Here is a 23,273-nt window from a genome sequence, read left to right on the forward strand (position 1 = left end):
CTCCTGGACTCAGAAGGGAGCGGCATCAAACCTGGGGCGCTTCACAACCGTGGTACACGAGAGCACGCATGGTGCGGCTCCTTCGGTGGGTGGGCTGCCGGCCGGGGGCCGGGTTCGGTGCGGGTCGGTCTCAGAAGGCGCTGGCGGCGGCTTCGGCGACGGCCTGGTCTTGGTCACCGGTTCCTCCGCTGACGCCGACGGCGCCGACGACCTGGCCGTCGCGCTCGAGCGGGATGCCACCGGCGAAGATCATCACCCGACCGTCGTTGGAGGCGTGGATGCCGTAGAACTGCTCACCGGGTTGGGCGAGGTCGCCGAGGTCTTTGGTGGCTGTGTCGAACGCGCGGGCCGTGAAGGCTTTGTTGATCGAGATGTCGATGCTGCCCAGCCACGCTCCGTCCATCCGTACGTGAGCGACGAGATTGCCGCCGGCATCGACGACGGCGATGTTACTGGGCTGACCCTGCGTGCTGGATTCAGCTTCTGCTGCCGCGATGACACGTTTGGCGTCGTCCAACGACAATGTAGGAATAGATAGCATCAATTGCTCCTTCGAATGTGGCGTGCGCTTTGTGGCTCGAGCCGCTCCAGAGCCGCCCGTTGGTTTGCCTGTTGAGTTTGTGACCGACAGCGCTCGTGTTGTGCTTCGCGTTGCGAACGTGCGTGGGCGGACTACGGGAGCTTGGACGCGAGGACGTCGGCCGGCAGGATCTCGGGTGCTGCGCTGAGGAGGTGCTGGTTGGCCATCAGGGCTGCGACGATGGCGCCGTTGGCGTGGGCGTCGCGAGCGGCCTCGTCGGGGAATGCATCGAAGATCCAGAAGGTGTCGGCGTGGGTCCTGACCGCGAACCAGACAATCGTTCCTACTTCTTCGTTGGCGAGTGCGACAGCGCCGGCGAGCAGATCGGCGAGCGCGTCGTGCTGGCCATCGGCCGCGACGATCTTGGCGACGAAGGCATACGGAAGTGATGCGGGTGTGGACATGAGGGACTCTCCTTGACGTCGGGGTTCTTCGTGGGACGAGTTCAGCGTATGACGAGCGAGGGCCGGTGGGTAGTGGCGTATACGGCAGTATTGCTATTGTTTACGTCATGCGTATCGGACTGATCGCGATCGACGGCTGCTTCGGTTCGGCTATCGCGTCGATCATCGACATCGTGCGGGTGGCCGACGGAGCCCGCGGCGATGTCGACCCGCGGATCGACCCGATCAAACTCGCCATCCTCGGACCGAAACGGCGAGTGACCACGACGGCATCGATGACCCTGTCGGTGGACCACCCGCTGTCGGAGTCCGCAGAGTTCGACGTGGTCGTCGTCCCTGCGCTTGGAACCCTTACGGCCGCCGCTACCAACGACGCCCTCCAGAGCCGAGATGCTCGTTCGGTCATCGCCTCGCTCGGGCGCCTCGACGAGGCGACCACCCGGATCGCCGCGGCGTGCACCGGCGTGTTCGCTGTCGCCGAGACCGGACGGATGCATCATCGGCGGGCGACGACCAGCTGGTTCCTGGGGCCGGAGTTCCTGAAGCGCTATCCGACCGTCGCCCTCGATCTCGACACCATGGTCGTGGTCGACGGGAACCTCGTCACCGCCGGCGCCGCGTTCGCCCACATCGACCTCGCGCTCTCACTCGTGCGATCGATCAGCCCCGACCTGGCCCAACACGTCGCCAAGCTCCTCATCATCGACGAGCGCCCGTCGCAGGCGGCCTTCGTCGCCTACGAACATCTCCGGCACGAGGACCCGATCGTCGTCGAGTTCGAACGCTTCGTGCGCGCCCGCCTGGACGAACCGTTCAACGTCGCCTTCGTCGCGCAGTCGCTCGGCACCAGCCGGCGCACCCTCGAACGACGAGTCCGTGCGGCGCTCAACCTCACTCCGCTCGGCTTCGTCCAACGGCTTCGCATCGAGCGAGCTCGGCACCTCTCAGCAACCACGGCCCTCACCTCCGCCGAGATCGCGCTACGGGTCGGCTACGCGAACGCCGAGACTCTGCGCTCCCTCCTGCGTAGGGAGCGACGCCGTTCCTGACCTATCGCCATGCCTGTAGCCGGTGTGCTAGTACTCGACTGGAACCAGCTCTCAGCACGTCGCGTCGACGCTCCTGCGTCGCCCCTGGACGACCCACTCGACACGCCCGCAGCATAGGCCATGTGACGTGTCCCGGCTTCCCGGACGGTCGGGGTTGGGTGGCTGTGATGTCGCTGCGTTCTCGTCGAGAGGATCAGCAGACCCGATCAGAGTCGATTGGGATTAGACGCGAAGGCGGTCAGGTCAGGGCGGCCGAAGCCGGCCGGCGGGGGAGCGTCGGACACGTCGAGGTCTTTCGGATGGATGGCGTAGGAACCTCCATCGTCGGGAGACCCCGACGTCTACCTGCGGACCGACGCGCCCGGCCGACCTACACCCTCATCTGGGAAGAGCCCCTAAATGTGCGCCGACCCCTTTGTCAGCGTCTCGTGAAAACTGACTGTCCCACCCCCCCCGCAGATAGCAATGGACTTTGCAAAACGAATGCCATGTTCTTAGTTCTCCTTGCCCATGCAAGCGCGTGGAGCCCTCGCACGCGGAACCGTGACACTGGCTGTGCCTCCGCCTTCTTCTCCATCACCTGGCCGTCACGGAAGGAGGCCTGATCGCCGTCACCCTCCGACCTCGTTACGGTCCTGGGTGCGATGATGCGGGCATGGTCATCCTGAATCGGATCTACACGCGCACCGGCGACGACGGCACCACCTCGCTCGGTGACTTCAGCCGCACCAGCAAGAACGACCCGCGCCTCGTGGCCTACGCCGACACCGACGAGGCCAACTCGTGCATCGGCATCGCCGTGGCGGCCGGCGCGCTCCGGGCGGACGTCCAGGAGACCCTGACCCGCATCCAGAACGATCTCTTCGACGTCGGTGCGGATCTCTGCGCACCCCTGCGCACGGCCTACGAGTATCCTCCGCTGCGCGTCGAGGCGGCGTGGATCGACGAGCTCGAGGCCGACTGCGACCGCTACAACGAGGAGCTGGAGAAGCTGCGCTCCTTCATCCTGCCCGGCGGCACCCCGGGCTCGGCCCACCTGCACCTGGCGCGCACGGTGGCCCGCCGTGCCGAGCGCTCGGCCTGGGCGGCGCTGGAGGAGTACGGCACCGAGCCGGCCGCGGCCGAGGCCGACCGTGGCATCGGCGGGGTGAACCCCCTGACCGCGAAGTATCTCAACCGCCTCTCGGACCTGCTCTTCATCCTGGCCCGGGTCGCCAACCTCGACGCCGACGGCGACGTCCTGTGGCAGCCCGGGGGCGGTCGCGCCGAACAGCCCGCGAGATAGCTTTCGGCACGCGTCGGGTGACCGACCGGGCGAAATACAGATGCGCAGACGAAGTTTTTACGAAATCGTGACCGCATTGGGTGCAACCAAACCTGGATTGATGACGTTAGTTGAGTAGACACTGTTCGGGACGCGCACAGCAGCGCGTCGCCGAACACTCCTTATCGGGTGGAGGTTGGGATGACCGCGGTGCTATGGGCGGGGCCAGGCGTCGAGTTGTCAATCGACTCTGCTGGCCGCGAGGCGACCATCAGTGGGCAGGTCGGGGTGCGGACCGTCCCCGAGCTGCGCGCACACCTCCAGCGCATCCTCGCCGCCGGTGAGGGCGATCTCGTGCTCCACCTGCGCGACGCCGAGGTCGCCGACGCGACCGGGTTGGGCGTGCTCGTCGGGCTGCACCACCGGGCCCGCCGGCAGAACCGCCGGCTGGTTATCGCCGAGGCCTCCGAGCGGTTGGAGCGCCTGATGCGGATCACCCGGCTGCACCTGGTGCTGGCCCGGGTCGACACGCTGAGCGCCGGCGGTCCCGTGCCGCAGGTCGGCGGCTCCCTCCCGCAGATGCCCAGCCCCCCGCCGCGCTGACCCTCAGCCCACGGCCGTCGCCGACGCGCGCCGGGGATCAGCCGCGGCAACCAGCTCCCCACCTGCACTGAGCAACGCCGCGCCCACACCCCCGAAGTACATCGCGTGCCGCTCGTGCGCGTGCAGCGGCACCACCTCGCCCGTCGACCGGCCGATCACCCCGGTGAGCGCCTCGAGCAGCTCCGGTGCGTCCTCGTAGTCGATCCTGACCCCACCGTCGTCCAGGTGGCGCACGTGCAGGCGGGGCGCGTCCACGGCATACTGCAGCGTCTCGCCGTGGAGGCAGAAGTGCAGGAGCACCTGCAGCAGCGCCGTGGTGATCCGGTCCGCACCGGGCGTGCCGATGGCCAGGACGGTGCCGTCGGGGTGGCGCAGCGTCGTCGGCGCCATGTTGGAGGCCAGCCGGGTGCCGGGCGGCAGGGCGTGTATCCCCCGACGGTTCAGCTCCGGCTCGCCGAGAGCGTTGTTGCCGAGCAGCCCGGTGCCGCCGATGTACATCCCGGAGCCGTAGCCGGAGGAGGCGGTGATCGCGCAGGCGTTGCCGTCGCTGTCGACGACCGAGACGTGTGCGGTGTCCTGCGACGTGGGCAGGCCTACCGCCCCCATCGCGGCGATCGTCTCCAGCAGTGCGTGGCCGGCCACCTCGAGGTCCTCGGCGATATCGACCCGGTGCAGTCGCAGATCGAGCACGTCCTTCATCACCCGGGCCGCGTGCTCGGGGGACACCCGCTCATCGACGTCGCCGACGAGGCGCAGCATCGCGGTCAGCACCGCGCCGCCGATCGCCGGCGGCGGGTTGCACGCCAGCTCCCAGCCGTTGAGCGAGGAGCGCAGCGGGGGGCGCGCGATCGGTCGGTACTCCGCGAGGTCTCGGGCCGTGATCAGCCCGCCGCGCTCGGTCAGGTCGGCCACGATGCGCGCCGCGAGGTCGCCGGTGTAGACGGTGGCCGCGCCCTCCTCGGCTATCCGCCGCAGGCTGTCCACGAGGTTGTCGTCCCGGATCGCGTGGCCCGCCGGCCACGCGGACCCGTCGTCGGTGTAGAGCGCCCGGGTCTGCTCATCCCAGGCGAAGATCGTGTGGGCGACTAGGTCGAAGTATGACGAGGCCGTGTGGCTCATCTGGAAACCGTCGGCGGCGATCGTGGCGGTGGCACCTATGATCTCTGCCCACGGTGCCGCACCGTAGCGCTCGTGCGCCAGGCCCATCCCGGCGAACATCCCGGGGGTCGCGACCGAGCCCGGTCCCGCATAGGTGGTCAGACCTCCGCCGTAGGTCGTGACGCACTCGATCAGACCGCTCCCGAACCGTGCGGGGTCGGCCCCGCGTCCCGGCATCTCGACGTTGCCGTCGATCACGACCGGCTCCCCGTCCACCGGCCAGATGTTGATGAAGCAGCCGCCCAGCGGGCTGACGATGCCCGGCTCGGTCGCCGTGGCCGTCACCATGGCAGCGATCGCGGCGTCGACCGCGTTGCCTCCTGAGCCCAGGGCCTGCTGGCCGGCCTGGGTGGCCGAGGAGTTCGGGGCGGCGATGGCGGCGCGGCGGGTCATGTGGACGATTGTGCACCCAGCGTCGTCACCGGGCACCTGCCGGCCCGGGACGTCAGTCCAGGCAGAACTCGTTGCCCTCGGGGTCCTGCATCACGATGAAGCCACCGCTGAGCAGGGGCTCGGGCTCGAAGCGCTGGACGCGGGTGGCGCCCAGCGCGACCAGGCGCTCGCACTCCGCCTCGAGCGCGTCGAGACGCTCGGCGCCCTCCAGCCCGGGCGCTGCCCTGACGTCCAGGTGCACGCGGTTCTTCACCTGCTTGCCCTCGGGCACGCGTTGGAAGAACAACCGCGGACGTCGGCCCTCCGGGTCCTCCAGGGCCGAGCGGGAGTTGCGCTCCTCGGCCGGCACGTCCAGCTCGTCGAGGAAGGCGTCCCAGGCCGACAGCGGGTCCCCGCCCTCGGCCAGCTGGACCCCGGGAGGGGGCGGGTGCACGTAGCCCAGGACGTCCTGCCAGAAGAGCGACAGGCGCCGTGGGTCGGCGCAGTCGAAGGTCACCTGAAACTCGCTGCTCATGGGCATGAACCTAGAACCGGGCGCCGACGGTCGCGACCCGGGCCGCCCCTAGAACTGCCGGGCCGCCGCTCAGAACAGCCCTGCCGCCCCTCAGAACAGCCGGGACGCGGTGTCGTCCATCCCGCGCAGCGCCTCATAGTCCAGCGTCACGCAGCGGATCCCGCGGTCGGTGGCCAGCACCCGCGCCTGCGGCTTGATCAGCTGGGCGGCGAAGACCCCCTGCACCGGGGCCAGGTGCGGGTCCCGGTTGAGCAGCTCGAGATAGCGGGTGAGCTGCTCCACGCCGTCGATGTCGCCGCGTCGTTTGATCTCCACGGCGACCGTCGCGCCGGAGCCGTCCCTGCAGAGGATGTCCACGGGCCCGATGGCGGTGGCATACTCCCGCCGCAGCAGCGAGTAGCCCTCGCCGAGGGTCGAGATGTGCTCGGCCAGCAGCGCCTGCAGCTGCGCCTCCACACCGTCCTTGACCAGCCCCGGGTCGACACCCAGGTCGTGGGAGGTGTCGGAGATGACCTCGTGCAGCCGGATCCGCAGGTGGTCCTCCCGCTTGCCGTGCTGCACCAGCCACACCGACTGGACCCCCTGCTCGGTCTCCTCGTCATCGGGGGCGAGCTCCGTCATACTGCACGGCGGGGCCATCCAGTTGAGGGGCTTGTAGGACCCGCCGTCCGAGTGGATCAGCACCGACCCGTCGGCCTTGACCATCAGCAGCCGGGTCGCCAGGGGGAGGTGGGCCTGCAGGGCCCCTTCATAGTCCACGCTGCACCGGGCGATCACGACACGCACGTCCACCACCCTAAGCGGGGGGTGAGAGGATCTGCGCATGGCACGTGAGATCGCAACCGTCGGAGTCGTCGGCCTGGGCACCATGGGTGCGGGCATCGTGGAGGTGTTCGCCCGGGGCGGGCTCACCGTGATCGGGGTGGAGAGCAGCCAGGAGTATGCCGAGCGCGGCCGGTCCATCCTGCAGGCCTCCACCGACCGGGCCGTCGCCAAGGGCAAGCTGGACGAGGCGGGGCAGGCCGACATCCTGGGGCGGATCACCATCACCACGGAGTATGCCGAGCTCGCGCCGGTTGATCTCGTGGTCGAGGCCGTGCCGGAGATCATGTCCCTCAAGCACGAGGTCATCGGCCGGCTCGAGGACGTGCTGCGCGAGGACGCCATCGTGGCCACCAACACCTCCAGCCTCTCGATCACTGAGATCGCCGCGCCCGCGAAGGTGCCCGGCCGGATCATCGGCATGCACTTCTTCAACCCCGCGCCGATCCTCAAGCTGGTCGAGGTCATCACCACCCCGATGACCGACCCCGAGGTGACGGAGACGGTGCGCAGCCTGTCCGCGGGCCTGGGCAAGAAGCCGATCGTCGTCGGGGACCGGGCCGGCTTCGTGGCCAACTACCTGCTGTACGGCTACTACTGCACCGCGATGCGGATGCTGGAGAGCGGCCACGTCTCCCGCGAGGACCTGGACACCGCCGTCCACGTGGGCATCGGTCTGCCGATGGGGCCGCTGACCCTGGGGGACCTGGTCGGCCTGGACGTCATGCACCACATCTCCGACGTCATCTACGGCCACAGCCGCAGCCCGCAGCACGCACCCAGCACGATGCTGGAGCGGATGGTGCTCTCCGGTCGGCACGGGCGCAAGACCGGGCGCGGGTTCTACACCTACGCCAAGGTGGGCAGCGGTCAGGTCGTCGAGGACGAGCTGACGCCGACGGCCGATGAGGGGCACGAGGTGTCCTCGGTCGCGGTGCTCGGGTCGGGCGCGCTGGCGCAGGAGCTGGTGGGGCGCTTCGAGGCGGGCGGTCTGGCCGTCACCCACGTGGCGGACGCCTCCGAGGACCTCTTCGGGCTGGCGGCGGTCGGCCTGGTCGTCGAGGCCCAGGACGAGGACGTCGAGGAGGAGGCGGCCGAGGAGCTGCGTGACGTCGACGACCTGTTCGCCGAGCTGGGTGAGGTCACCGCGCCGGGGACGATCCTGGCCACGGTCAACACCTACTCCGCCGTGGCGCTCGCCGCGATCAGCGGCCGGCCCGAGGACACCGTGGTGCTGCGCGTGCACGCGCCGACCCCGAACGGTCAGGTGGTCGAGGTGGGTCGCACGATCAAGACCTCCGAGGAGACCGTCGCGACGCTGCGCTCGGTCGTGACTGCCATCGGCGCGGCACCGGTGGTCTGCAAGGACCGCACCGGTCTGGTCGTCGACGCGCTCCTGGTCACCCACCTCAACGACTGCGTGCGGATGCTGGACGAGGGCTATGCGTCGGCGGAGGACATCGACACGGCGCTGCTGTTCGGTCTGGGCTATCCGATGGGGCCCTTCGCGATGATCGACCACCTCGGCGCTGACGAGGTGCTCGCCGTGGCCGAGGAGCTCTACTCCGGAACCTCCGGCTTCCAGTCGCACCTGGCGCCCTCCCCGCTGCTCGTCGAGCACGTGCTCCTGGAGGAGCCCTTCCTCAGCGGGGAGTGATCATGGGCCGCTCCAACCGCAAACGGCGCGGCGGCCGGGTCCCGCCGCGCCGGGGTGGGCCACCCGTGTCCGAGCGCGGTCCGGTGCTGGACGAGGTCGAGTTCGCCGGTCAGGAATGGACCTTCCGGCAGGTCCGGGGCAACGACTCGGGGCGCAGCTATCTGTGCCCCGGCTGCCAGCAGGACGTCTCGGCCGCCTCGGCCCACACCGTCGCCTGGCCGGCCTCGAGCATGTCTGGGGTGGAGAACCGCCGCCACTGGCACACCACCTGCTGGAACGCACGCGACCGCCGCCGTCCGGGGCACGCCTGGGCCTGAGCGCCGCTGCGTGCCCTCTCGATGCGCTCGGTGGAGGCGGAGCGGGACCAGCCACGTCTTCGAGCGCCTCGCGGTTCCTCGAGCCGGTTGCAGCAGGCCCGAAGAGCGCCGGGGCGCTCGAAGACGTCGGTCCGACCGGTGCCCACTCGGTGGGGAGGGGCTAGAGGCGCTGCTGGCGGGGGACGACGACCTCGTTGTAGAGCAGCAGCATGCCCGCGGCGACCGGGATGGCGATGAGGGCGCCGAGGACGCCCATGAGGGTGCCGCCGGCGAACACGGCGACGACGGTCAGGGCACCGGGCACGGAGACGGTGCGGGCCATGATGCGCGGCACGATGACGTAGTTCTCGAACTGCTGGTAGACGAGGTAGTAGATGCACACGATCAGGGCGACGACCCAGCCCTGGCTCAGGGCCACGAGGGCCACGATCACCGCGCCGAGGGTGGCGCCGACCAGGGGGATAAGGCCGAGGATGCCGACCAGGACGGCGAGCACGATCGCGTAGGGCACCCCGAGCAGCTGCATCATGACCCAGGAGCAGGTGCCGTTGATGGTGGCCACCGCGACCTGGCCCAGGGCATAACCGCCCACGCGTCGCATGATCTCCTCGGCCAGCCCGATGACCCGGGCCCGACGGCTCAGCGGCACGATCTTGTAGGCCGCGTCCTTGACCGTCGGGAGAGCGGCAAGGAAGTAGAGCGTGAGCACGAGCGCGGTGAAGAAGCCGACCAGTCCGCCGGCCAGCGCACCGGCGACCCCGAGCACGCCTCCGAAGACCGAGGAGATGAAGGTGGTGTCCTCCAGGCGGTTCTCGATCTCGGTGTTGATCCGCTCGGCCAGGTCGTAGCGCTCGTTGAGGTCGATGAGCCACGGCTGGGCGTTGAGGTCCTCGAAGTAGCGGGGGGCGCGCTCGATCAAGGTGGAGGTCTCCTGCACGATCGTGGGCACCACCAGCCAGCCGAACAGGCCCAGCACGGCGACCATGCCGAGGAAGACGGTGAACACCCCCGCCGGCCGGCTCAGGCCGCGACGGGTCAGGCTCTCCACGATCGGGTTGAGCGCCAGGGTGGCGAAGACCGCGATGAGGATGAAGGTGATGACCGACCCCAACCGGCCCACGTTCTGGGCCAGCCACCAGGCGACCAGCACACCGAGCGCCCCGAAGAAGCCGAACATGAACGGTGAGGTCACCGTCATCAGCTCGCGCCGTCGCTCGACGATCGGCTCATCCGACGGCTCCGCGTCCGGCGACCCCGACGGGGCCTCAGCCAGCCCCGGCAGCGTGCCCTGCGCCGACGACGTGTGGGCCGCCTCGATCAGCTCGCGCTGCAGGCGGTTGCTCTCGGCCAGCTCGGTCAGCTGGGTCTCGCGGTAGCGGCGCCACGTCTCGACGGCCTCCTTGCTCCGGCCCCGCACACTGCCGCGCCCGCCGAGCGCGGGCAGCCGCAGCCGAAACCGCTCGCGCCGCCCGGTGTGGCCCGCCGACCGCCCCCCTGCATCCCCACCGGCGTGGACGCCCGGACCGGCGTCCGCCTCGCTCTCACTCACCGGATCATCCTCACCCACGCGGCGGTGCTTCCGTCAGCAGCGCGCCCGCGCCGGCCGCAGCTTCGCCGGCCGGCGGCTCGACGAGCTCGACGAGCACACCGCCGGCGTCTTTGGGGTGCACGAAGTTGATGCGGCTCCCGCCGGTCCCGCGGCGCGGGGCGTCATAGAGCAGGCGCAGCCCGCGGTCCCGCAGCACCTCGGACACCGCCTCGACGTCGGCGACCCGGTAGGCCAGCTGCTGCAGCCCCGGCCCGGAGCGGTCCAGGAACCTGGCGATCGTGGACTCGGGCGTGCTCGGGGCGAGCAGCTGGATCTGGGTGGACCCGGCGGGAGCGCCGGACGGCGCCAGCATCGCCTCGCGCACGCCCTGCTCGTCGTTGGTCTCCTCGTGCAGCACCACCAGGCCCAGCACGTCACGGTGGAAGGCGATCGCCTCGTCGAGGTCGGGCACGGCCAGACCCACGTGGTCGATGGCGAGCAGGAGCGGGACGACGTCGTCGGGCAGGCCGGTCATGGGCCGAGCCTACCGACCGGCGGCGACACGACAGGCGGGCCGGGCAGCCCGGCGTGAAGCCGGTGGTCCGGGGACGTACCGTGCAGCCATGACCGATCTGCTGGTGCGCGGGGTCCGGCCCGTGCCACTGGACCTGACCGTCGCCGGCGTGCCCCACGCCGCCGACACGACCCACGCTGCCACGAAGACCCACGCCGCCGACACGACCCACGCCACCGGCGAGCGGACGGCGGGGAGCCGGCCCGTCGACATACTCATCAGGGACGGCCGGGTCGCCGCAGTCGGGACCGACCTGCCCGCGGGCGGTGTGCCGGAGCTCGCGGGGGAGGGCCGGTGGGTCGTGCCCGGCCTGTGGGACCACCACGTGCACGCCGTGCAGTGGGCGATGGTCCGCTCGCGCCTGGACGTCTCCGCAGCCGTCAGCGTGGAGCACGCCCTGAGCATTCTGGCGGGCGCGCTCGGGGCCGACCCCGCGGCCACCGCGCCGCTGGTCGCGTGGGGACACCGCAGCGCGGGTTGGCCGCAGCCGCCGACGACCGCGCACCTGGACGCCGTGAGCCCGGTCAGGCCCGTCGTGCTGATCAGCGGGGACGGACACCACGGGTGGCTCAACTCCGCCGCGATGGCCCTGCTGGGCGCGCCCTACCGCGCGGAGGTGATCCAGGAGGAGGAGTGGTTCGCGATCTACGACCGGCTGGGGGAGCTGCCTGGCGCCGCCGACCAGGGGGAGGCGGCGGTGATCGACGCCGTCCGGGACGCCCGGGCCCGCGGGCTGGTCGGGATGGTGGACCTGGAGTTCAGTCCCGCGTGGGACCAGTGGCCGCGGCGCATCGCTCAGGTCGGCCCGTTCCGGGTGCGGACCGGCGTCTATCCCGGGCGCCTGGCCGAGGTCCTCGACCGTGGCTGGCGCTCCGGGGACCCGCTGCCGGGCACCGACGGCTGGGCCGTCATGGGGCCGCTGAAGGTGATCTCCGACGGCTCCCTCAACACCCGGACGGCGTGGTGCTGCGAGCCGTATGCCGTGACGCACCCGGGCGCCTCCGGTCCGGTGGGCGCCCCGCACCTGGGCGCGGCGAACTACAGCGAGGACGAGCTGCGCGCCGTGGTCGACCTGGCCCACGGGAGCGGGCTGGAGGTCGCGCTGCACGCGATCGGGGACCGGGCGGTGCGCCAGGCGCTGCACGTGCTGCAGGCCACCGGTGCCCGCGGCTCCATCGAGCACGCCCAGCTGGTGGCTGTGGCCGACCTGCCGCTGTGGGCGGGTCTGCCGGTGCGCGGCAGTGTGCAGCCCGCGCACCTGCTGGACGACCGGACGGTCACCGAGCAGTACTGGCCGGAGCGGACCGACCGGACCTTCGCCCTGCGCAGACTCGTGGAGCACGGCATACCCCTGGCGCTGGGGTCCGATGCCCCAGTGGCGCCGCTCGACCCCTGGCTGGCGATGGCCGCGGCGGTGCACCGCGCGCCGGACGGCGGGGACGCCTGGCACCCCGAGCTGGCGCTCACCCCGGCCGAGGCGCTGGGTGCCTCGACCGACGGGCGCTCGCTGCGGGTGGGCGAGCCGGGTGACCTCGCGCTGCTCGAGGCCGACCCGCTGGCCGGCGACGACCCGGTCGAGCAGGCACGGGTGCTGCGCCGGATGGCTGTGTCGGCGACCGTGGTGGGCGGTCACGTGGTGCACGGCAGCTGATCGGGACGACTCCGGGCGCCCGCACGCCCCCCACCGGCACCGTGGTCCGAGGCGTCCCTCCCGCTCGTTACGATGGGAGGACTCGATCACGCATCCACCGAAGTGCTGGAGGACCCCATGACTGCACCCACTGACGCCCCGACCACGGCCCACCCCGTCTCGGTCATCGTCGCCGGCGCCCGCACCCCGATGGGTCGCATGTCCGGCGGGCTCAAGGACTTCTCCGGCAGCGACCTGGGCGGCTTCGCGATCAAGGGCGCCCTGGAGAAGGCCGGTGTCTCCGGCGACCAGGTCGACTACGTGATCATGGGCCAGGTCCTCACCGCCGGTGCCGGGCAGATTCCGGCCCGTCAGGCCGCCGTCAAGGCCGGCATCCCGATGGACGTGCCGGCGCTGACCATCAACAAGGTCTGCCTCTCCGGTCTGGACGCCATCGCGCTGGCCGACCAGCTGATCCGCGCCGGCGAGTTCGACGTGGTCGTGGCCGGTGGCCAGGAGTCGATGACCAACGCCCCGCACCTGCTGGAGAAGAGCCGCGCCGGCTTCAAGTACGGCGACGTCACGATGCGCGACCACATGGCCTACGACGGACTGTGGGACGCCTTCACCGACCAGGCGATGGGCAACCTGACCGAGGACGCCAATGTCGCGGACCGGGCCTTCACCCGCGAGGAGCAGGACGCCTTCTCCGCGCGCAGCCACCAACTGGCCGCCAAGGCCTGGGAGGACGGCACGTTCGACGACGAGGTGGTCACCGTCCAGGTGCCGCAGCGCAAGGGCGACCCCGTCGACTTCCGCAACGACGAGGGCATCCGTGCCGAGACCACAACCGAGTCGCTCGGCAGGCTCCGCCCGGCGTTCTCCAGGGACGGCACGATCACGGCCGGCAGCGCCTCCCAGATATCCGACGGTGCGGCCGCCGTCGTGGTGATGAGCAAGGCCAAGGCGCAGGAGCTCGGGCTGTCCTGGATCGCCGAGATCGGCGCGCACGGCGTCGTCGCCGGCCCCGACTCCTCGCTGCAGAGCCAGCCGGCCAACGCCATCCGGGCCGCCTGCAAGAAGGAGGGCATCGAGCCCACCGACCTCGACGTCGTCGAGATCAACGAGGCCTTCGCCGCGGTCGGCCTGGCCTCCACCAAGGAGCTCGGCCTGGACCCGGAGAAGGTCAACCCCAACGGCGGCGCGATCGCCCTGGGTCACCCGATCGGTATGTCGGGTGCTCGCCTCGTCCTGACCCTCGCCCTCGAGCTGGGTCGCCGGGGCGGTGGCACCGGCGCCGCGGCCCTGTGCGGTGGCGGCGGGCAGGGCGACGCCCTGATCGTCCGCGTGCCGGCCCAGGACTGAGCCCGCCTGCATGGCGCGCCGCGAGGTCGACGTCCCCGCCCTGGTCGAGCAGGCCAGGGCGGGTTCGCCGCGCGCGGTGGCCCGCCTGATCACCCTGGTCGAGAACGACCACCCGGCGCTGCGTGAGGTGATGGCCGCCCTGGCGCCACACACCGGTCACGCCCACGTCATCGGGCTCACCGGCAGTCCCGGCGTCGGCAAGTCCACCAGCACCTCGATGCTGGTCAGCGGGCTGCGCGGCCGTGACCTGCGGGTCGGTGTGCTGGCCGTCGACCCGTCCTCACCGTTCTCCGGCGGCGCGTTGCTGGGGGACCGGATCCGGATGACCGACCACGTCCTGGACCCCGAGGTCTATATCCGGTCGATGGCCAGCCGCGGACACCTGGGTGGTCTGTCGTGGAGCACCCCGCAGGCGCTGCGGGTCCTGGACGCCGCCGGGTGCGATGTCGTCCTCGTCGAGACCGTCGGCGTCGGACAGAGCGAGGTGGAGGTCGCCGGCCTGGCGGACACCACCCTGGTCCTGCTCGCGCCCGGCATGGGGGACGGGGTGCAGGCGGCCAAGGCCGGCATCCTGGAGATCGGCGACGTCTTCGTGGTCAACAAGGCCGACCGCGAGGGGGCCGACAACACGGTCCGCGAGCTGCGCCACATGATCAGCCTGGGCGACCGCACCGAGCCCGGCCTCTGGCGGCCGCCGGTCGTGAAGACGATCGCCGACCGCGGTGAGGGGCTCGACGAGGTGCTCGAGGCGCTCGACAAGCACCGTGCGTGGATGGAGGGCAACGACGAGCTGCACCGTCGCCGGGTGCGTCGTGCCACCGCCGAGATCGAGGCCATCGCGCTCGCCCAGCTGCGCGAGCGGATGGGTGACCTCGGGCACGGAGACGACCTCACCTCCGCGGCCGAGGAGGTCGTGGCGGGCGAGACCGACCCCTACGCCGCCGCGGACCGCGTGGTCGCCGCGCTCTGAGGGGACCGAAGGGCAGCAGACTGCCGCACCGGGCTCAGCTCCCGGAGCGCGCCGGCGGTGCCACGAGCTCGGCGGGGACGAGGTCGATCTCGAACGGACGCTGCAGCACGAGTCGCTCCGAGCCACGTGCCTCGCCAGCGTCGACATAACGACCGTCCGACAGGTCCAGCGCGAGCACCGAGGGCTCCGCAGGGTCGACCAACCAGTAGGACTGCACTCCAGAGTCCTCGTACTTGGAGCGCTTGAGCACCAGGTCTTTGCGCCGCGTGGAGGGGGAGAGCACCTCCACGGCCAGGACCAGCGGCACCGTGATGTTCTTGACCGCGACGTCCTCCGCGCGGACCACCAACAGGTCGGGCTGCAGGGACGTCCGCAGATCTGGACGCCAGTCGACGGGGGAGAGGAAGACCTCCAGGCCGGGCGGGCAGGCCCGCCGCAGCGCGAGGTGGAGATTGCCGATCGCTCGCTGGTGCATGAGCACCGGTGCAGGCGTCACGAGGAGCAGCCCGTCGAGCAGTTCATACTGCAGGCCGTCGTCCGGCAGGCGGTCGAGGTCGTCGACCGTCCACTCCTCGCCCGTGCGCGGCATGGCCGTCATGACACCCATCGTCCACCTCTCGGCCCCGCTTGTCACCATCAGACACGAGACCATCGTCGGCCATTCGACGGCAAGACGGGTTCCTTCATCCACAGGGCGCGCTCAGCGCGGCTCGACCATGGCCAACCAGCCGACCCGGGGCTAGGTTGGGTTCATGACCGAGGAGGAGTCGCCATACGTCATCCGACCGCCCGCGGTGGAGGACGTGGAGGCGCTGGGGACGCTGCACTGCCGGGTGTGGCAGGAGGCCTACGTCGGGCTGATGGACGAGGCGGCCTTCGCCGAGCTCACACCGGAGCGGTTCGCCCGCGGCTGGGGGCGGCGGCTGGTGGCCGAGGACGGCCTGCCGGCCGAGAAACAGGACGAGAACCTGCTGGTGGACGGGCGCAGCGCCCGCGGCGAGCGGGTTGTTGTCGCGCAGTATGACGACGGGCTGGTCGGCTTCATCAGCGTCGGTCCCGCGCGGGAGGAGGACGGGCCGACCGACACCCAGCTGTGGGCGATCAACGTCCTGGCCGAGCACTACGGGACCGGGGTCGCCCAGGAGCTGATGGACATCGGGCTCGGGGAGGGGCCGGCCTACCTGTGGGTCGCCGAGGGCAACGACCGGGCGATCCGGTTCTACGAGCGCAACCACTTCCGTCTCGACGGCGGGCGGGCCACCGACCGGGAGGACGGTCTGGTGGAGCTGCGCATGGTGCGACGCTAGGCCGCCGTGGGGGAGTTCTTCGACGCGGAGGACGGCGGGCCGCTGCGGCTCGAGCTGCGCAGCATCGACGGGCGGGACTTCACCCTGCTGCGCCGGATCGGCTTCGACAGCGACCACTACGACGAGGCGTTCGTGGTGCCGGCCGACCTGCGCCGCTTCCGGACCGACCTGGCCTCGGTGCCGGCGCTGTTCACCTGGCTGGTGCCCAAGAGCGGTGACTTCCTGCCGGCCGCCGTGCTGCACGACGCGCTCGTCCGGCCGGGCGCCTTCATCGGGCCCGACACCGACCGCCACGGTGAGCCGTTCGCCCGGCCCGAGGCCGACCACATCTTCCGCGAGGCGATGATCGGTCTGGGGACCGGGCGGGTCCGCGCCTGGCTCATGTGGTCCGCCGTCACGCTGAGCACGATGTGGCACTCGGGGCGCGCCTGGACCCGCGCCGTGCTGGTCGGGCTGCTCGGGACCGTCGCCGTGCTCGGGGTGCTGGCCAGCCTCGACTTCTTCGACGTGATCGACGTGGTCCCGTGGATGGGTGGCCCGGGGACAGCGTGGTGGTGGAAGCTGCTCACGGGGGCGCTCGGTGCGCTGGTGATCCCTGGGGTGCTGAGCCTGTCGTGGGGCAGGTTCTGGCGGGCCGGGGCGATCACCGGGGTCGCACTGGCCTTCCTGCTGCACGTGACGGCCGTCCTGGCCCTGCTGGTCGTGCTCTATCGCATCGTGGAGCGGATCGTGAGCGGGCCGGCCAACCGCGAGGGCATCCGCACCCGGGACCGGGAGGCGGCCCGGGCCGGATAGTCGCCCCAGCTCCTCGCCATACTGCCCAGGTGGTCCCCGACACGAGAGTGACGCGACGTCAAGCGGTAACCTGACGAGCATGAGCGACAGTGCCGTCCCCGAGACCCCTTCGACATCCGGCCGCGAGCGCTGGCAGGCACGGTTTGACGCTGCCGTCGCCAAGGGAGCGGTCCGGGACGCCGACTTCACCACCCTCTCGGGTATGGAGGTCGAGCCGGTCTACGGACCGAGCCCCGAGCTGGAGGCCGCCGACGAGCGGATGGAGCGCATCGGGTGGCCGGGGGAGTTCCCGTTCACCCGCGGTCTCTACCCGACCGGCTACCGCGGGCGCACCTGGACCATCCGGCAGTTCGCCGGCTTCGGCAACGCGCAGCAGACCAACGAGCGCTACAAGATGATCCTGGCCCGCGGGGGCGGCGGGCTCTCGGTGGCTTTCGACATGCCGACCCTCATGGGCCGCGACTCCGACGAGCCGCAGAGCCTGGGCGAGGTCGGCCACTGCGGCGTGGCGATCGACTCGGCGTCCGACATGGACGTGCTCTTCTCCGACATCACGCTCTCGGACGTCACCACCTCGATGACGATCAGTGGCCCCGCCGTGCCGGTCTTCTGCATGTACCTCGTGGCCGCCGAGCGGCAGGGCGTGGACATCACCACGCTCAACGGCACGTTGCAGACCGACATCTTCAAGGAGTACATCGCCCAGAAGGAGTGGCTGTTCCCGCCCGAGCCGCACCTGCGCCTGATCGGCGACCTGATGGAGTACACCAACGCCAACATCCCGGCCTACAAGCCCTTGTCGGTCTCGGGCTATCACATCCGGGAGGCCGGGGCGACGGCCGCGCAGGAGCTGGCCTTCACTCTCGCCGACGGGTTCGGCTATGTCGAGCTGGGCCTCTCGCGCGGCATGGACGTCAACAGGTTCGCGCCCGGGCTGTCCTTCTTCTTCGACTCACACCTCGACTTCTTCGAGGAGATCGCCAAGTTCCGCGCCGCGCGCCGGATCTGGGCGCGGTGGATGCGCGACGTCTACGGCGCGACCGACGAGAAGGCGCAGTGGCTGCGCTTCCACACCCAGACGGCCGGGGTCTCCCTCACCGCGCAGCAGCCGCTCAACAACGTGGTGCGCACCGCCGTCGAGGCGCTCGCGGCGGTGCTCGGCGGCACCAACTCCTTGCACACCAACGCTCTCGACGAGACCCTCGCCCTGCCCACCGAGCAGTCGGCCGAGGTCGCCCTGCGCACGCAGCAGGTGCTCATGGAGGAGACCGGCGTCGTCAACGTCGCCGACCCGCTCGGCGGGTCCTGGTATGTCGAGGCCCTCACCGACCAGATCGAGGCCGAGGCGGAGAAGATCTTCGAGCACATCCGGCTGATGGGGGAGCGCGACCGCACCCTGGCGGCGGACGGGTCCGTCGAGCACCCGATCGGCCCGATGACCAGTGGCATCCTGCGTGGCATCGAGGACGGCTGGTTCATGTCGGAGATCGCCGACTCCGCCTTCCAGTACCAGATCGCCCTGGAGAAGCGGGAGAAGAAGATCGTCGGTGTCAACGTGCACACCGAGTCGGTGAGCCACGAGCTGGAGATCCTGCGGGTCAGCCACGAGGTGGAGCGCGACCAGGTGGCCACGCTGGGGCAGCGGCGCCAGGGCCGGGACATGGGCCAGGTGCAGTCCGCGCTGGAGGCGATGGTCGCTGCAGCGCGCACCTCGGAGAACATGATCCCGACGATGCTGGAGGCCGTCCGCGCCGAGGCCACGCTGGGCGAGATCTGCAACGCCCTGCGCGAGGAGTGGGGCGTGTATCGTGAGCCGGCGAGGTTCTGACCGCCTCCCGCACTGAGAAGTGCGTCACACAGAAGCCGTGCTCCGGACCCTTCGTTAGCAGCCCATTCTGGGCGATTCCTGAGGATCTCGGATTAGGTTCACCCCCATTCCCGAGGTTTACCATTTCGTTATGAAGTTGTCCCACGCTGCGCTCTCCCTTGCCCTGACGTCCTCGCTGCTGCTTGCCGCCTGCAGCGGGTCGGAGGAGCCCGAGGAGACCACTGACGCCACCTCCGCCACCGCCGAGGACTCCGCCGAGACCACGGACGGGGACTCCGCGGAGGCCACCGGTGACGCGTCGACCGCCACCGGCGACGCCGCGACCTCCACCGGCGATGCCGCGACCGCCACGGGCGACGCGGCCCCCACCACCGCCGGTCCCGGCGAGAGCGCGGACGACGGCACGGTCACCGCGCCAGCCGACGGTGTCGGCGTCATCTCCGTCGAGGAGGCCGAGGAGGTCGCCGGCACGCTGCTGCAGCAGGCCGCGCAGTCCCAGAACGCCGACCCCGAGGAGGCGGCCGAGCTCAACGAGTCCACCTTCGTGGGGTCCGAGCTGCGCGCCGCGACCGCGGCCACCGAGCTGCGCGAGGTCGGGCTCGAGCCGGTCATCGACTACCACCCCTACGAGGTCAACGTCCTGTCGATCAGCCGTGAGGACGGGGAGAGCCCCGCCTACATGGTCGTCCAGACGGTGCCCGAGTCGGGCCTGCCCGAGCTGCACCTCATCGTGAGCGAGGACGACGGCGCGAACTGGCTGATCGGCTGGAGCGCCCCGATGCTGGCCGGCACCGAGGTCCCCAGCTTCGACCCGCGCTCCGAGGGGTCCCCGGTGCTGCGCGAGGGCAAGGGTGATCTCCAGTGGTCCCCGAGCCAGGTCGTGGACCAGCTCTTCCTGATCCTGGACTACCCCTTCGCCGATGACCGCCCCGACTTCCGCACCAACGACTACGGTCCCCAGGTGCGCCAGGCCGCCGAGGAGCAGGCCGCCGCCGTGGCCGATCAGGCAACCCTCACCCAGGAGCACGACCTGCGCTCCGGCACGATGCGCACCATCGAGCTCGCTGACGGCTCCGCGATCACCTTCCCGGTGCTGCGGCGCACGAGCACCTTCGACGTGAGATCGGGCACCTATCTGGAGGCCCCGACCGCCTTCGCGCACTTCGCCGGTGCAGACGTCATCAACAACAGCGCCACGATGACGACCGACGTCTTCCTGGCCGTCCACATCAAGACCGACGGCGACCCCGTCGTCATCGCCGCTCGCGAGCAGGTCATCGGCGCCTCCGGCAGCTGAGCACCTTCGCGATCGATCACCCTCGGTATCGCAGCAGCCCCGGCCAGCGCGGCCGGGGCTGCTGCGTTCAGCCCGAGTAGTCCGTCACCAGCCACTCGCCTTCGAGCCGCTCCAGGTCGACGCGCGTCCACACACCCGGCGTGCCCCTCGGTGAGGACACGCGCACACTGGACTGGTCGTCATACTCCGTGATCTCGAGGACCTCCACGTCGGCCGACTCCGCGCCGGACCCCTGACCCGACGGATCGACGATCTGGCCGAACTGGGCGCAGTCGTCGGCGTCGAAGCGGTCGAGCTCGGCCTGCCGCATGGCCGGGGCCGTGAGGAGGCAGGCCCGCTCGGCGTCGCCCTCGTAGACAGCGACCACGAAGTCCGTGGCCACGTCCTGCGCGGACGCGGGGCGGTTGAGGAGCTGCAGGGTCAGTATGCCGACGATCACCAGGGCAACCACGATCCCCGCCAGGATGGCGAACGGGATGACCGAGCGGCTGGCCGGCTCGGGCGGCGCAGGATCCGGGACGGGGACGGCGGGTTCCATATCCTCCACCCTGTCAGGTGACAATGGGGGCATGACACAGCCCACGCCGCAGTCGCTCAACGCCGCCCTGCGCGGTGCCGTCGACCTCTCCTCCCTGGCCAGCCCGCGCCCGCAGGCGCCGGGTGGTCAACCGGCAGGGGGTGCCGCGCCGACCGGGTCAGCCGGTGGGACGGACGGCGTCCTCGTGCACGCGACGGACGCCAGCTTCGCGACGGTCGTCAACGGCAGCACCACCGTGCCCGCCGTGCTCGTGCTCTACACCGACCAGGTGCCCGAGTCGGTGCAGTTCGTGCAGACGATGGTCGACGAGTCGGTCCGCAACGAGGGTCGGTTCCGGGTGGCCGCGGTCGACATCGCGGGCAACCCGGGCATCGTGCAGGCGCTGTCGCCGGTGCTGCAGGAGGCGTTCGGTCAGGTCAGCGCGCTTCCCGTGGTCGTCGGGCTGCTGCAGGGACAGCCGGTGCCGTTCTTCCTCGGGGTGCAGCCTGTCGAGCAGCTGCGGACCCTGCTGGAGCAGTTCCTCTCGGCGGCGGTGGCAAACGGGGTGACCGGTCGCGTGGAGGGTGTGGAGGCTGCCCCGGCCGGGGACGGTGCCGAGGCGGAGGAGCCGGAGCTGCCGCCGCTGCACCAGCAGGCCTACGACGCGATCGACCGGGGCGACCTGGACGCCGCGGCCGCCGCCTACCAGCAGGCGCTGGAGCAGGACCCCAGGGACGAGGACGCCCGGCTCGGGCTCGGTCAGGTCGAGCTGCTCCGTCGCACGGCAGGTCTCGACCTCAACGCCGTGCGCGAGGCGGCCGCCGCCGACCCCACGGACGTGCAGGCCCAGCTGCGGGCCGCCGACCTGGACCTGGTCGGCGGACACGTCGAGGACGCCTTCCTGCGCCTCATCGAGCTGGTGCGCAGGACCGCGGGCGACGAGCGGGACACCGTGCGTAAGCACCTCCTCGGCCAGTTCGAGGTGGTGGGCAGCACCGATCCGCGCGTGGTCAAGGCGCGTGGGTCGCTGATGAGCGCGCTGTTCTAGCCACGCCGGGTTAGCCGGAGAGAGCGCTGTCGACGAGTGCCTGGGCCTCCTCCTGGACACTCGCCAGGTGGTCCGGCCCCTGGAAGGACTCGGCGTAGATCTTGTAGACGTCCTCGGTGCCGGAGGGACGCGCGGCGAACCAGGCGCTCGCCGTCTGGACCTTGAGGCCGCCGATGGCCGCCCCGTTGCCCGGCGCCTCGGTGAGGATCGCGGTGATCTCCTCACCGGCCAGTGAGGTGGCGGTGACGTCGGCCGGGCTGAGCGCCTTGAGCTTGGCCTTTTGCTCCCGGTTGGCGGGGGCGTCGATGCGGGCGTAGGCGGGGTCGCCGTGCTCGGCGACCAGCTCGGCATACCTTTGCGAGGGGGACTTGCCGGTGACCGCCTGGATCTCCGAGGCCAGCAGCGCCAGGATGATGCCGTCCTTGTCGGTGGACCACACCGAGCCGTCGCGGCGCAGGAACGAGGCGCCCGCCGACTCCTCGCCGCCGAAGCCGATGCTGCCGTCCAGGAGACCGGGGACGAACCACTTGAAGCCCACCGGCACCTCCACGAGCTCGCGCCCGACCCCGGCGGCGACCCGGTCGATCATCGAGGAGGAGACCAGGGTCTTGCCGATCGCGGCGGTGCCGGGCCAGCCGGGGCGACCCCCGCCATACAGGTAGTCGATGGCCACGGCCAGGTAGTGGTTGGGGTTCATCAGCCCCGCGTCCGGCGTGACGATGCCGTGCCGGTCAGAGTCGGCGTCGTTGCCGGTGCTGATCTGGAACCGGCCGCGGTTCTCGATGAGGCTGGCCATCGCGTTGGGGGAGGAGCAGTCCATCCGGATCTTGCCGTCCCAGTCCAGGGTCATGAAGCGCCAGGTCGCGTCCACCAGCGGGTTGATGACGGTCAGGTCCAGCCCGTGGGTCTGCCCGATCGCGGCCCAGTAGTCCACGGCCGCGCCACCCAGGGGGTCGGCACCGATCCTGATCCCGGCCTCGCGGATCGCGTCGAGGTCGACCACCTCGGGCAGTGCGGCGACGTAGGTGCCCATGAAGTCGAACTCCTCGGCGGCCTCGCGGGCCTGCGCGAACGGCACGCGGCGCACGCCTTCGAGGCCGGCCCGCAGCAGCTCGTTGGCGCGGTCGGCGATCCACCCGGTCGCGTCGGTGTCGGCCGGACCGCCGTGCGGCGGGTTGTACTTGAACCCGCCGTCCCGCGGCGGATTGTGCGAGGGCGTGACCACGATGCCGTCGGCCTGTGCGGCCGGGTCGCCGGCGTTGGCCCGCAGGATCGCGACCGACACCGCCGGAGTCGGGGTGTAGCGGTCGGCGCTGTCCACCATGACGTCCACGCCGTTGGCCACCAGCACCTCCAGCGCGCTGGCCCACGCCGGCTCGGAGAGCGCATGGGTGTCGCGGCCGATGAACAGAGGTCCCTCGGTGCCCTCCCTGGCCCGGTAGTCGCAGATCGCCTGCGTGGTCGCCAGGATGTGCGCCTCGTTGAACGCCGTGTCCAGCGCGCTGCCCCGGTGGCCGGAGGTGCCGAAGGCGACCTGCTGGTCGATCTGCTCCGCGTCCGGCGTGAGGGTGTAGTAGGCGGTCACCAGGTGGGCGACGTCGATCAGGTCCTCAGGCTGCGCGGGTTGACCGGCGCGCGGGTGGGTGGCCATGG

Annotated in this window: 23 protein-coding genes; 13 read left to right on the forward strand and 10 right to left on the reverse strand. The window is 70.9% G+C overall.

The window, feature by feature from the left end:
• Positions 1 to 130: 130 nt before the first annotated feature.
• Both MWU75_RS09340 and MWU75_RS09345 read right to left on the reverse strand, forming a co-directional pair.
• Positions 131 to 517 carry a heme-binding protein gene (locus MWU75_RS09340; protein WP_247089895.1) on the reverse strand — a complete coding sequence of 129 codons (387 nt, stop codon included), beginning with the start codon at positions 515 to 517 and terminating at the stop codon, positions 131 to 133.
• A 155-nt stretch (positions 518 to 672) separates the two neighbouring features.
• Complete coding sequence (locus MWU75_RS09345) at positions 673 to 984, reverse strand: antibiotic biosynthesis monooxygenase (protein WP_247089897.1); 312 nt, start codon at positions 982 to 984, stop codon at positions 673 to 675.
• A gap of 107 nt (positions 985 to 1,091) precedes the next feature.
• On the opposite strand from MWU75_RS09345, the gene MWU75_RS09350 reads away from it, so the two are divergent.
• The 3 genes from MWU75_RS09350 to MWU75_RS09360 all read left to right on the forward strand — a co-directional run bounded on the left by MWU75_RS09350 (position 1,092) and on the right by MWU75_RS09360 (position 3,900).
• Positions 1,092 to 2,033 (forward strand): helix-turn-helix domain-containing protein, encoded by a 942-nt coding sequence (locus tag MWU75_RS09350; protein ID WP_247089898.1) that lies wholly within the window; start codon positions 1,092 to 1,094, stop codon positions 2,031 to 2,033.
• A gap of 655 nt (positions 2,034 to 2,688) precedes the next feature.
• Positions 2,689 to 3,318 carry a cob(I)yrinic acid a,c-diamide adenosyltransferase gene (locus MWU75_RS09355; protein WP_247089899.1) on the forward strand — a complete coding sequence of 210 codons (630 nt, stop codon included), beginning with the start codon at positions 2,689 to 2,691 and terminating at the stop codon, positions 3,316 to 3,318.
• Between the two features lie 180 nt (positions 3,319 to 3,498).
• Positions 3,499 to 3,900 carry an STAS domain-containing protein gene (locus MWU75_RS09360; protein WP_247089900.1) on the forward strand — a complete coding sequence of 134 codons (402 nt, stop codon included), beginning with the start codon at positions 3,499 to 3,501 and terminating at the stop codon, positions 3,898 to 3,900.
• Positions 3,901 to 3,903: 3 nt separating this feature from the next.
• Here the strand turns inward: MWU75_RS09360 and MWU75_RS09365 are convergent, their stop codons facing one another.
• The 3 genes from MWU75_RS09365 to nucS form a co-directional block, all read right to left on the reverse strand.
• On the reverse strand, positions 3,904 to 5,451 hold the full coding sequence (locus MWU75_RS09365) for a gamma-glutamyltransferase (RefSeq protein WP_247089901.1): 1,548 nt from the start codon (positions 5,449 to 5,451) through the stop codon (positions 3,904 to 3,906).
• Positions 5,452 to 5,503: 52 nt separating this feature from the next.
• Positions 5,504 to 5,965: a VOC family protein gene (locus tag MWU75_RS09370; protein ID WP_247089902.1), complete on the reverse strand. Its 462-nt coding sequence runs from the start codon at positions 5,963 to 5,965 to the stop codon at positions 5,504 to 5,506.
• Positions 5,966 to 6,055: 90 nt separating this feature from the next.
• Positions 6,056 to 6,751, reverse strand: a complete 696-nt coding sequence (gene nucS / locus MWU75_RS09375) for an endonuclease NucS (RefSeq protein WP_247089903.1) — start codon at positions 6,749 to 6,751, stop codon at positions 6,056 to 6,058.
• 37 nt (positions 6,752 to 6,788) lie between these two features.
• On the opposite strand from nucS, the gene MWU75_RS09380 reads away from it, so the two are divergent.
• Positions 6,789 to 8,444, forward strand: coding sequence for a 3-hydroxyacyl-CoA dehydrogenase NAD-binding domain-containing protein (locus MWU75_RS09380; RefSeq protein WP_247089904.1), 1,656 nt, complete (start codon positions 6,789 to 6,791; stop codon positions 8,442 to 8,444).
• Between the two features lie 2 nt (positions 8,445 to 8,446).
• The gene (locus MWU75_RS09385) at positions 8,447 to 8,761 is read left to right on the forward strand and encodes a hypothetical protein (protein ID WP_247089906.1); all 315 of its coding nucleotides are present in this window, start codon (positions 8,447 to 8,449) and stop codon (positions 8,759 to 8,761) included.
• Between the two features lie 160 nt (positions 8,762 to 8,921).
• Here the strand turns inward: MWU75_RS09385 and MWU75_RS09390 are convergent, their stop codons facing one another.
• Together MWU75_RS09390 and mce are read right to left on the reverse strand one after the other, a co-directional pair.
• The gene (locus MWU75_RS09390) at positions 8,922 to 10,310 is read right to left on the reverse strand and encodes an AI-2E family transporter (RefSeq protein WP_247089908.1); all 1,389 of its coding nucleotides are present in this window, start codon (positions 10,308 to 10,310) and stop codon (positions 8,922 to 8,924) included.
• Positions 10,311 to 10,320: 10 nt separating this feature from the next.
• On the reverse strand, positions 10,321 to 10,824 hold the full coding sequence (gene mce, locus MWU75_RS09395) for a methylmalonyl-CoA epimerase (protein ID WP_247089910.1): 504 nt from the start codon (positions 10,822 to 10,824) through the stop codon (positions 10,321 to 10,323).
• An 88-nt stretch (positions 10,825 to 10,912) separates the two neighbouring features.
• Between mce and MWU75_RS09400 the strand changes: the two genes are divergently transcribed.
• The 3 genes from MWU75_RS09400 (at position 10,913) to meaB (ending at position 14,828) form a co-directional block, all read left to right on the forward strand.
• A complete protein-coding gene (locus MWU75_RS09400) occupies positions 10,913 to 12,514 on the forward strand; it encodes an amidohydrolase family protein (protein ID WP_247089912.1) in 1,602 nt (533 codons plus the stop codon).
• A gap of 117 nt (positions 12,515 to 12,631) precedes the next feature.
• Positions 12,632 to 13,858, forward strand: coding sequence for an acetyl-CoA C-acetyltransferase (locus MWU75_RS09405; RefSeq protein ID WP_247089914.1), 1,227 nt, complete (start codon positions 12,632 to 12,634; stop codon positions 13,856 to 13,858).
• Positions 13,859 to 13,868: 10 nt separating this feature from the next.
• The gene (gene meaB / locus MWU75_RS09410) at positions 13,869 to 14,828 is read left to right on the forward strand and encodes a methylmalonyl Co-A mutase-associated GTPase MeaB (RefSeq protein WP_247089916.1); all 960 of its coding nucleotides are present in this window, start codon (positions 13,869 to 13,871) and stop codon (positions 14,826 to 14,828) included.
• Between the two features lie 34 nt (positions 14,829 to 14,862).
• Here meaB and MWU75_RS09415 read toward each other — a convergent pair whose 3' ends face one another.
• Positions 14,863 to 15,426 carry a Uma2 family endonuclease gene (locus tag MWU75_RS09415; RefSeq protein ID WP_247089918.1) on the reverse strand — a complete coding sequence of 188 codons (564 nt, stop codon included), beginning with the start codon at positions 15,424 to 15,426 and terminating at the stop codon, positions 14,863 to 14,865.
• Positions 15,427 to 15,580: 154 nt separating this feature from the next.
• Between MWU75_RS09415 and MWU75_RS09420 the strand changes: the two genes are divergently transcribed.
• From MWU75_RS09420 to MWU75_RS09435, 4 genes are all read left to right on the forward strand, one after another.
• A complete protein-coding gene (locus MWU75_RS09420; protein WP_247089920.1) occupies positions 15,581 to 16,135 on the forward strand; it encodes a GNAT family N-acetyltransferase in 555 nt (184 codons plus the stop codon).
• A 6-nt stretch (positions 16,136 to 16,141) separates the two neighbouring features.
• The gene (locus MWU75_RS09425; RefSeq protein ID WP_247089922.1) at positions 16,142 to 16,930 is read left to right on the forward strand and encodes a DUF1353 domain-containing protein; all 789 of its coding nucleotides are present in this window, start codon (positions 16,142 to 16,144) and stop codon (positions 16,928 to 16,930) included.
• Positions 16,931 to 17,009: 79 nt separating this feature from the next.
• Positions 17,010 to 18,758 carry a methylmalonyl-CoA mutase family protein gene (locus MWU75_RS09430; protein ID WP_247089924.1) on the forward strand — a complete coding sequence of 583 codons (1,749 nt, stop codon included), beginning with the start codon at positions 17,010 to 17,012 and terminating at the stop codon, positions 18,756 to 18,758.
• A gap of 130 nt (positions 18,759 to 18,888) precedes the next feature.
• Complete coding sequence (locus tag MWU75_RS09435) at positions 18,889 to 20,055, forward strand: hypothetical protein (protein ID WP_247089926.1); 1,167 nt, start codon at positions 18,889 to 18,891, stop codon at positions 20,053 to 20,055.
• A 67-nt stretch (positions 20,056 to 20,122) separates the two neighbouring features.
• Here MWU75_RS09435 and MWU75_RS09440 read toward each other — a convergent pair whose 3' ends face one another.
• Positions 20,123 to 20,593, reverse strand: coding sequence for a hypothetical protein (locus tag MWU75_RS09440; protein ID WP_247089928.1), 471 nt, complete (start codon positions 20,591 to 20,593; stop codon positions 20,123 to 20,125).
• 31 nt (positions 20,594 to 20,624) lie between these two features.
• Here MWU75_RS09440 and MWU75_RS09445 point away from each other — a divergent pair, with 31 nt between their 5' ends.
• Positions 20,625 to 21,620, forward strand: a complete 996-nt coding sequence (locus tag MWU75_RS09445) for a tetratricopeptide repeat protein (protein ID WP_247089930.1) — start codon at positions 20,625 to 20,627, stop codon at positions 21,618 to 21,620.
• A 10-nt stretch (positions 21,621 to 21,630) separates the two neighbouring features.
• On the opposite strand, the gene pgm is transcribed toward MWU75_RS09445, so the two are convergent.
• Complete coding sequence (pgm, locus tag MWU75_RS09450; protein ID WP_247089933.1) at positions 21,631 to 23,271, reverse strand: phosphoglucomutase (alpha-D-glucose-1,6-bisphosphate-dependent); 1,641 nt, start codon at positions 23,269 to 23,271, stop codon at positions 21,631 to 21,633.
• Between the last annotated feature and the right edge of the window lie 2 nt (positions 23,272 to 23,273).

Origin of the sequence: Ornithinimicrobium sp. F0845 (assembly GCF_023015765.1) — a bacterium.
Lineage (GTDB): Bacteria > Actinomycetota > Actinomycetes > Actinomycetales > Dermatophilaceae > Ornithinicoccus.

Bases quoted from the DNA above. Each gene is read 5' to 3' on its own strand.
- MWU75_RS09345 (WP_247089897.1), bottom strand. From the start codon at position 984: ATGTCCACACCCGCATCACTTCCGTATGCCTTCGTCGCCAAGATCGTC.
- MWU75_RS09350 (WP_247089898.1), top strand. From the start codon at position 1,092: ATGCGTATCGGACTGATCGCGATCGACGGCTGCTTCGGTTCGGCTATC.
- MWU75_RS09355 (WP_247089899.1), top strand. From the start codon at position 2,689: ATGGTCATCCTGAATCGGATCTACACGCGCACCGGCGACGACGGCACC.
- MWU75_RS09360 (WP_247089900.1), top strand. From the start codon at position 3,499: ATGACCGCGGTGCTATGGGCGGGGCCAGGCGTCGAGTTGTCAATCGAC.
- MWU75_RS09365 (WP_247089901.1), bottom strand. From the start codon at position 5,451: ATGACCCGCCGCGCCGCCATCGCCGCCCCGAACTCCTCGGCCACCCAG.
- MWU75_RS09370 (WP_247089902.1), bottom strand. From the start codon at position 5,965: ATGAGCAGCGAGTTTCAGGTGACCTTCGACTGCGCCGACCCACGGCGC.
- MWU75_RS09380 (WP_247089904.1), top strand. From the start codon at position 6,789: ATGGCACGTGAGATCGCAACCGTCGGAGTCGTCGGCCTGGGCACCATG.
- MWU75_RS09385 (WP_247089906.1), top strand. From the start codon at position 8,447: ATGGGCCGCTCCAACCGCAAACGGCGCGGCGGCCGGGTCCCGCCGCGC.
- mce (WP_247089910.1), bottom strand. From the start codon at position 10,824: ATGACCGGCCTGCCCGACGACGTCGTCCCGCTCCTGCTCGCCATCGAC.
- MWU75_RS09400 (WP_247089912.1), top strand. From the start codon at position 10,913: ATGACCGATCTGCTGGTGCGCGGGGTCCGGCCCGTGCCACTGGACCTG.
- MWU75_RS09405 (WP_247089914.1), top strand. From the start codon at position 12,632: ATGACTGCACCCACTGACGCCCCGACCACGGCCCACCCCGTCTCGGTC.
- meaB (WP_247089916.1), top strand. From the start codon at position 13,869: ATGGCGCGCCGCGAGGTCGACGTCCCCGCCCTGGTCGAGCAGGCCAGG.
- MWU75_RS09415 (WP_247089918.1), bottom strand. From the start codon at position 15,426: ATGACGGCCATGCCGCGCACGGGCGAGGAGTGGACGGTCGACGACCTC.
- MWU75_RS09420 (WP_247089920.1), top strand. From the start codon at position 15,581: ATGACCGAGGAGGAGTCGCCATACGTCATCCGACCGCCCGCGGTGGAG.
- MWU75_RS09430 (WP_247089924.1), top strand. From the start codon at position 17,010: ATGAGCGACAGTGCCGTCCCCGAGACCCCTTCGACATCCGGCCGCGAG.
- MWU75_RS09435 (WP_247089926.1), top strand. From the start codon at position 18,889: ATGAAGTTGTCCCACGCTGCGCTCTCCCTTGCCCTGACGTCCTCGCTG.
- MWU75_RS09440 (WP_247089928.1), bottom strand. From the start codon at position 20,593: ATGGAACCCGCCGTCCCCGTCCCGGATCCTGCGCCGCCCGAGCCGGCC.
- MWU75_RS09445 (WP_247089930.1), top strand. From the start codon at position 20,625: ATGACACAGCCCACGCCGCAGTCGCTCAACGCCGCCCTGCGCGGTGCC.
- pgm (WP_247089933.1), bottom strand. From the start codon at position 23,271: ATGGCCACCCACCCGCGCGCCGGTCAACCCGCGCAGCCTGAGGACCTG.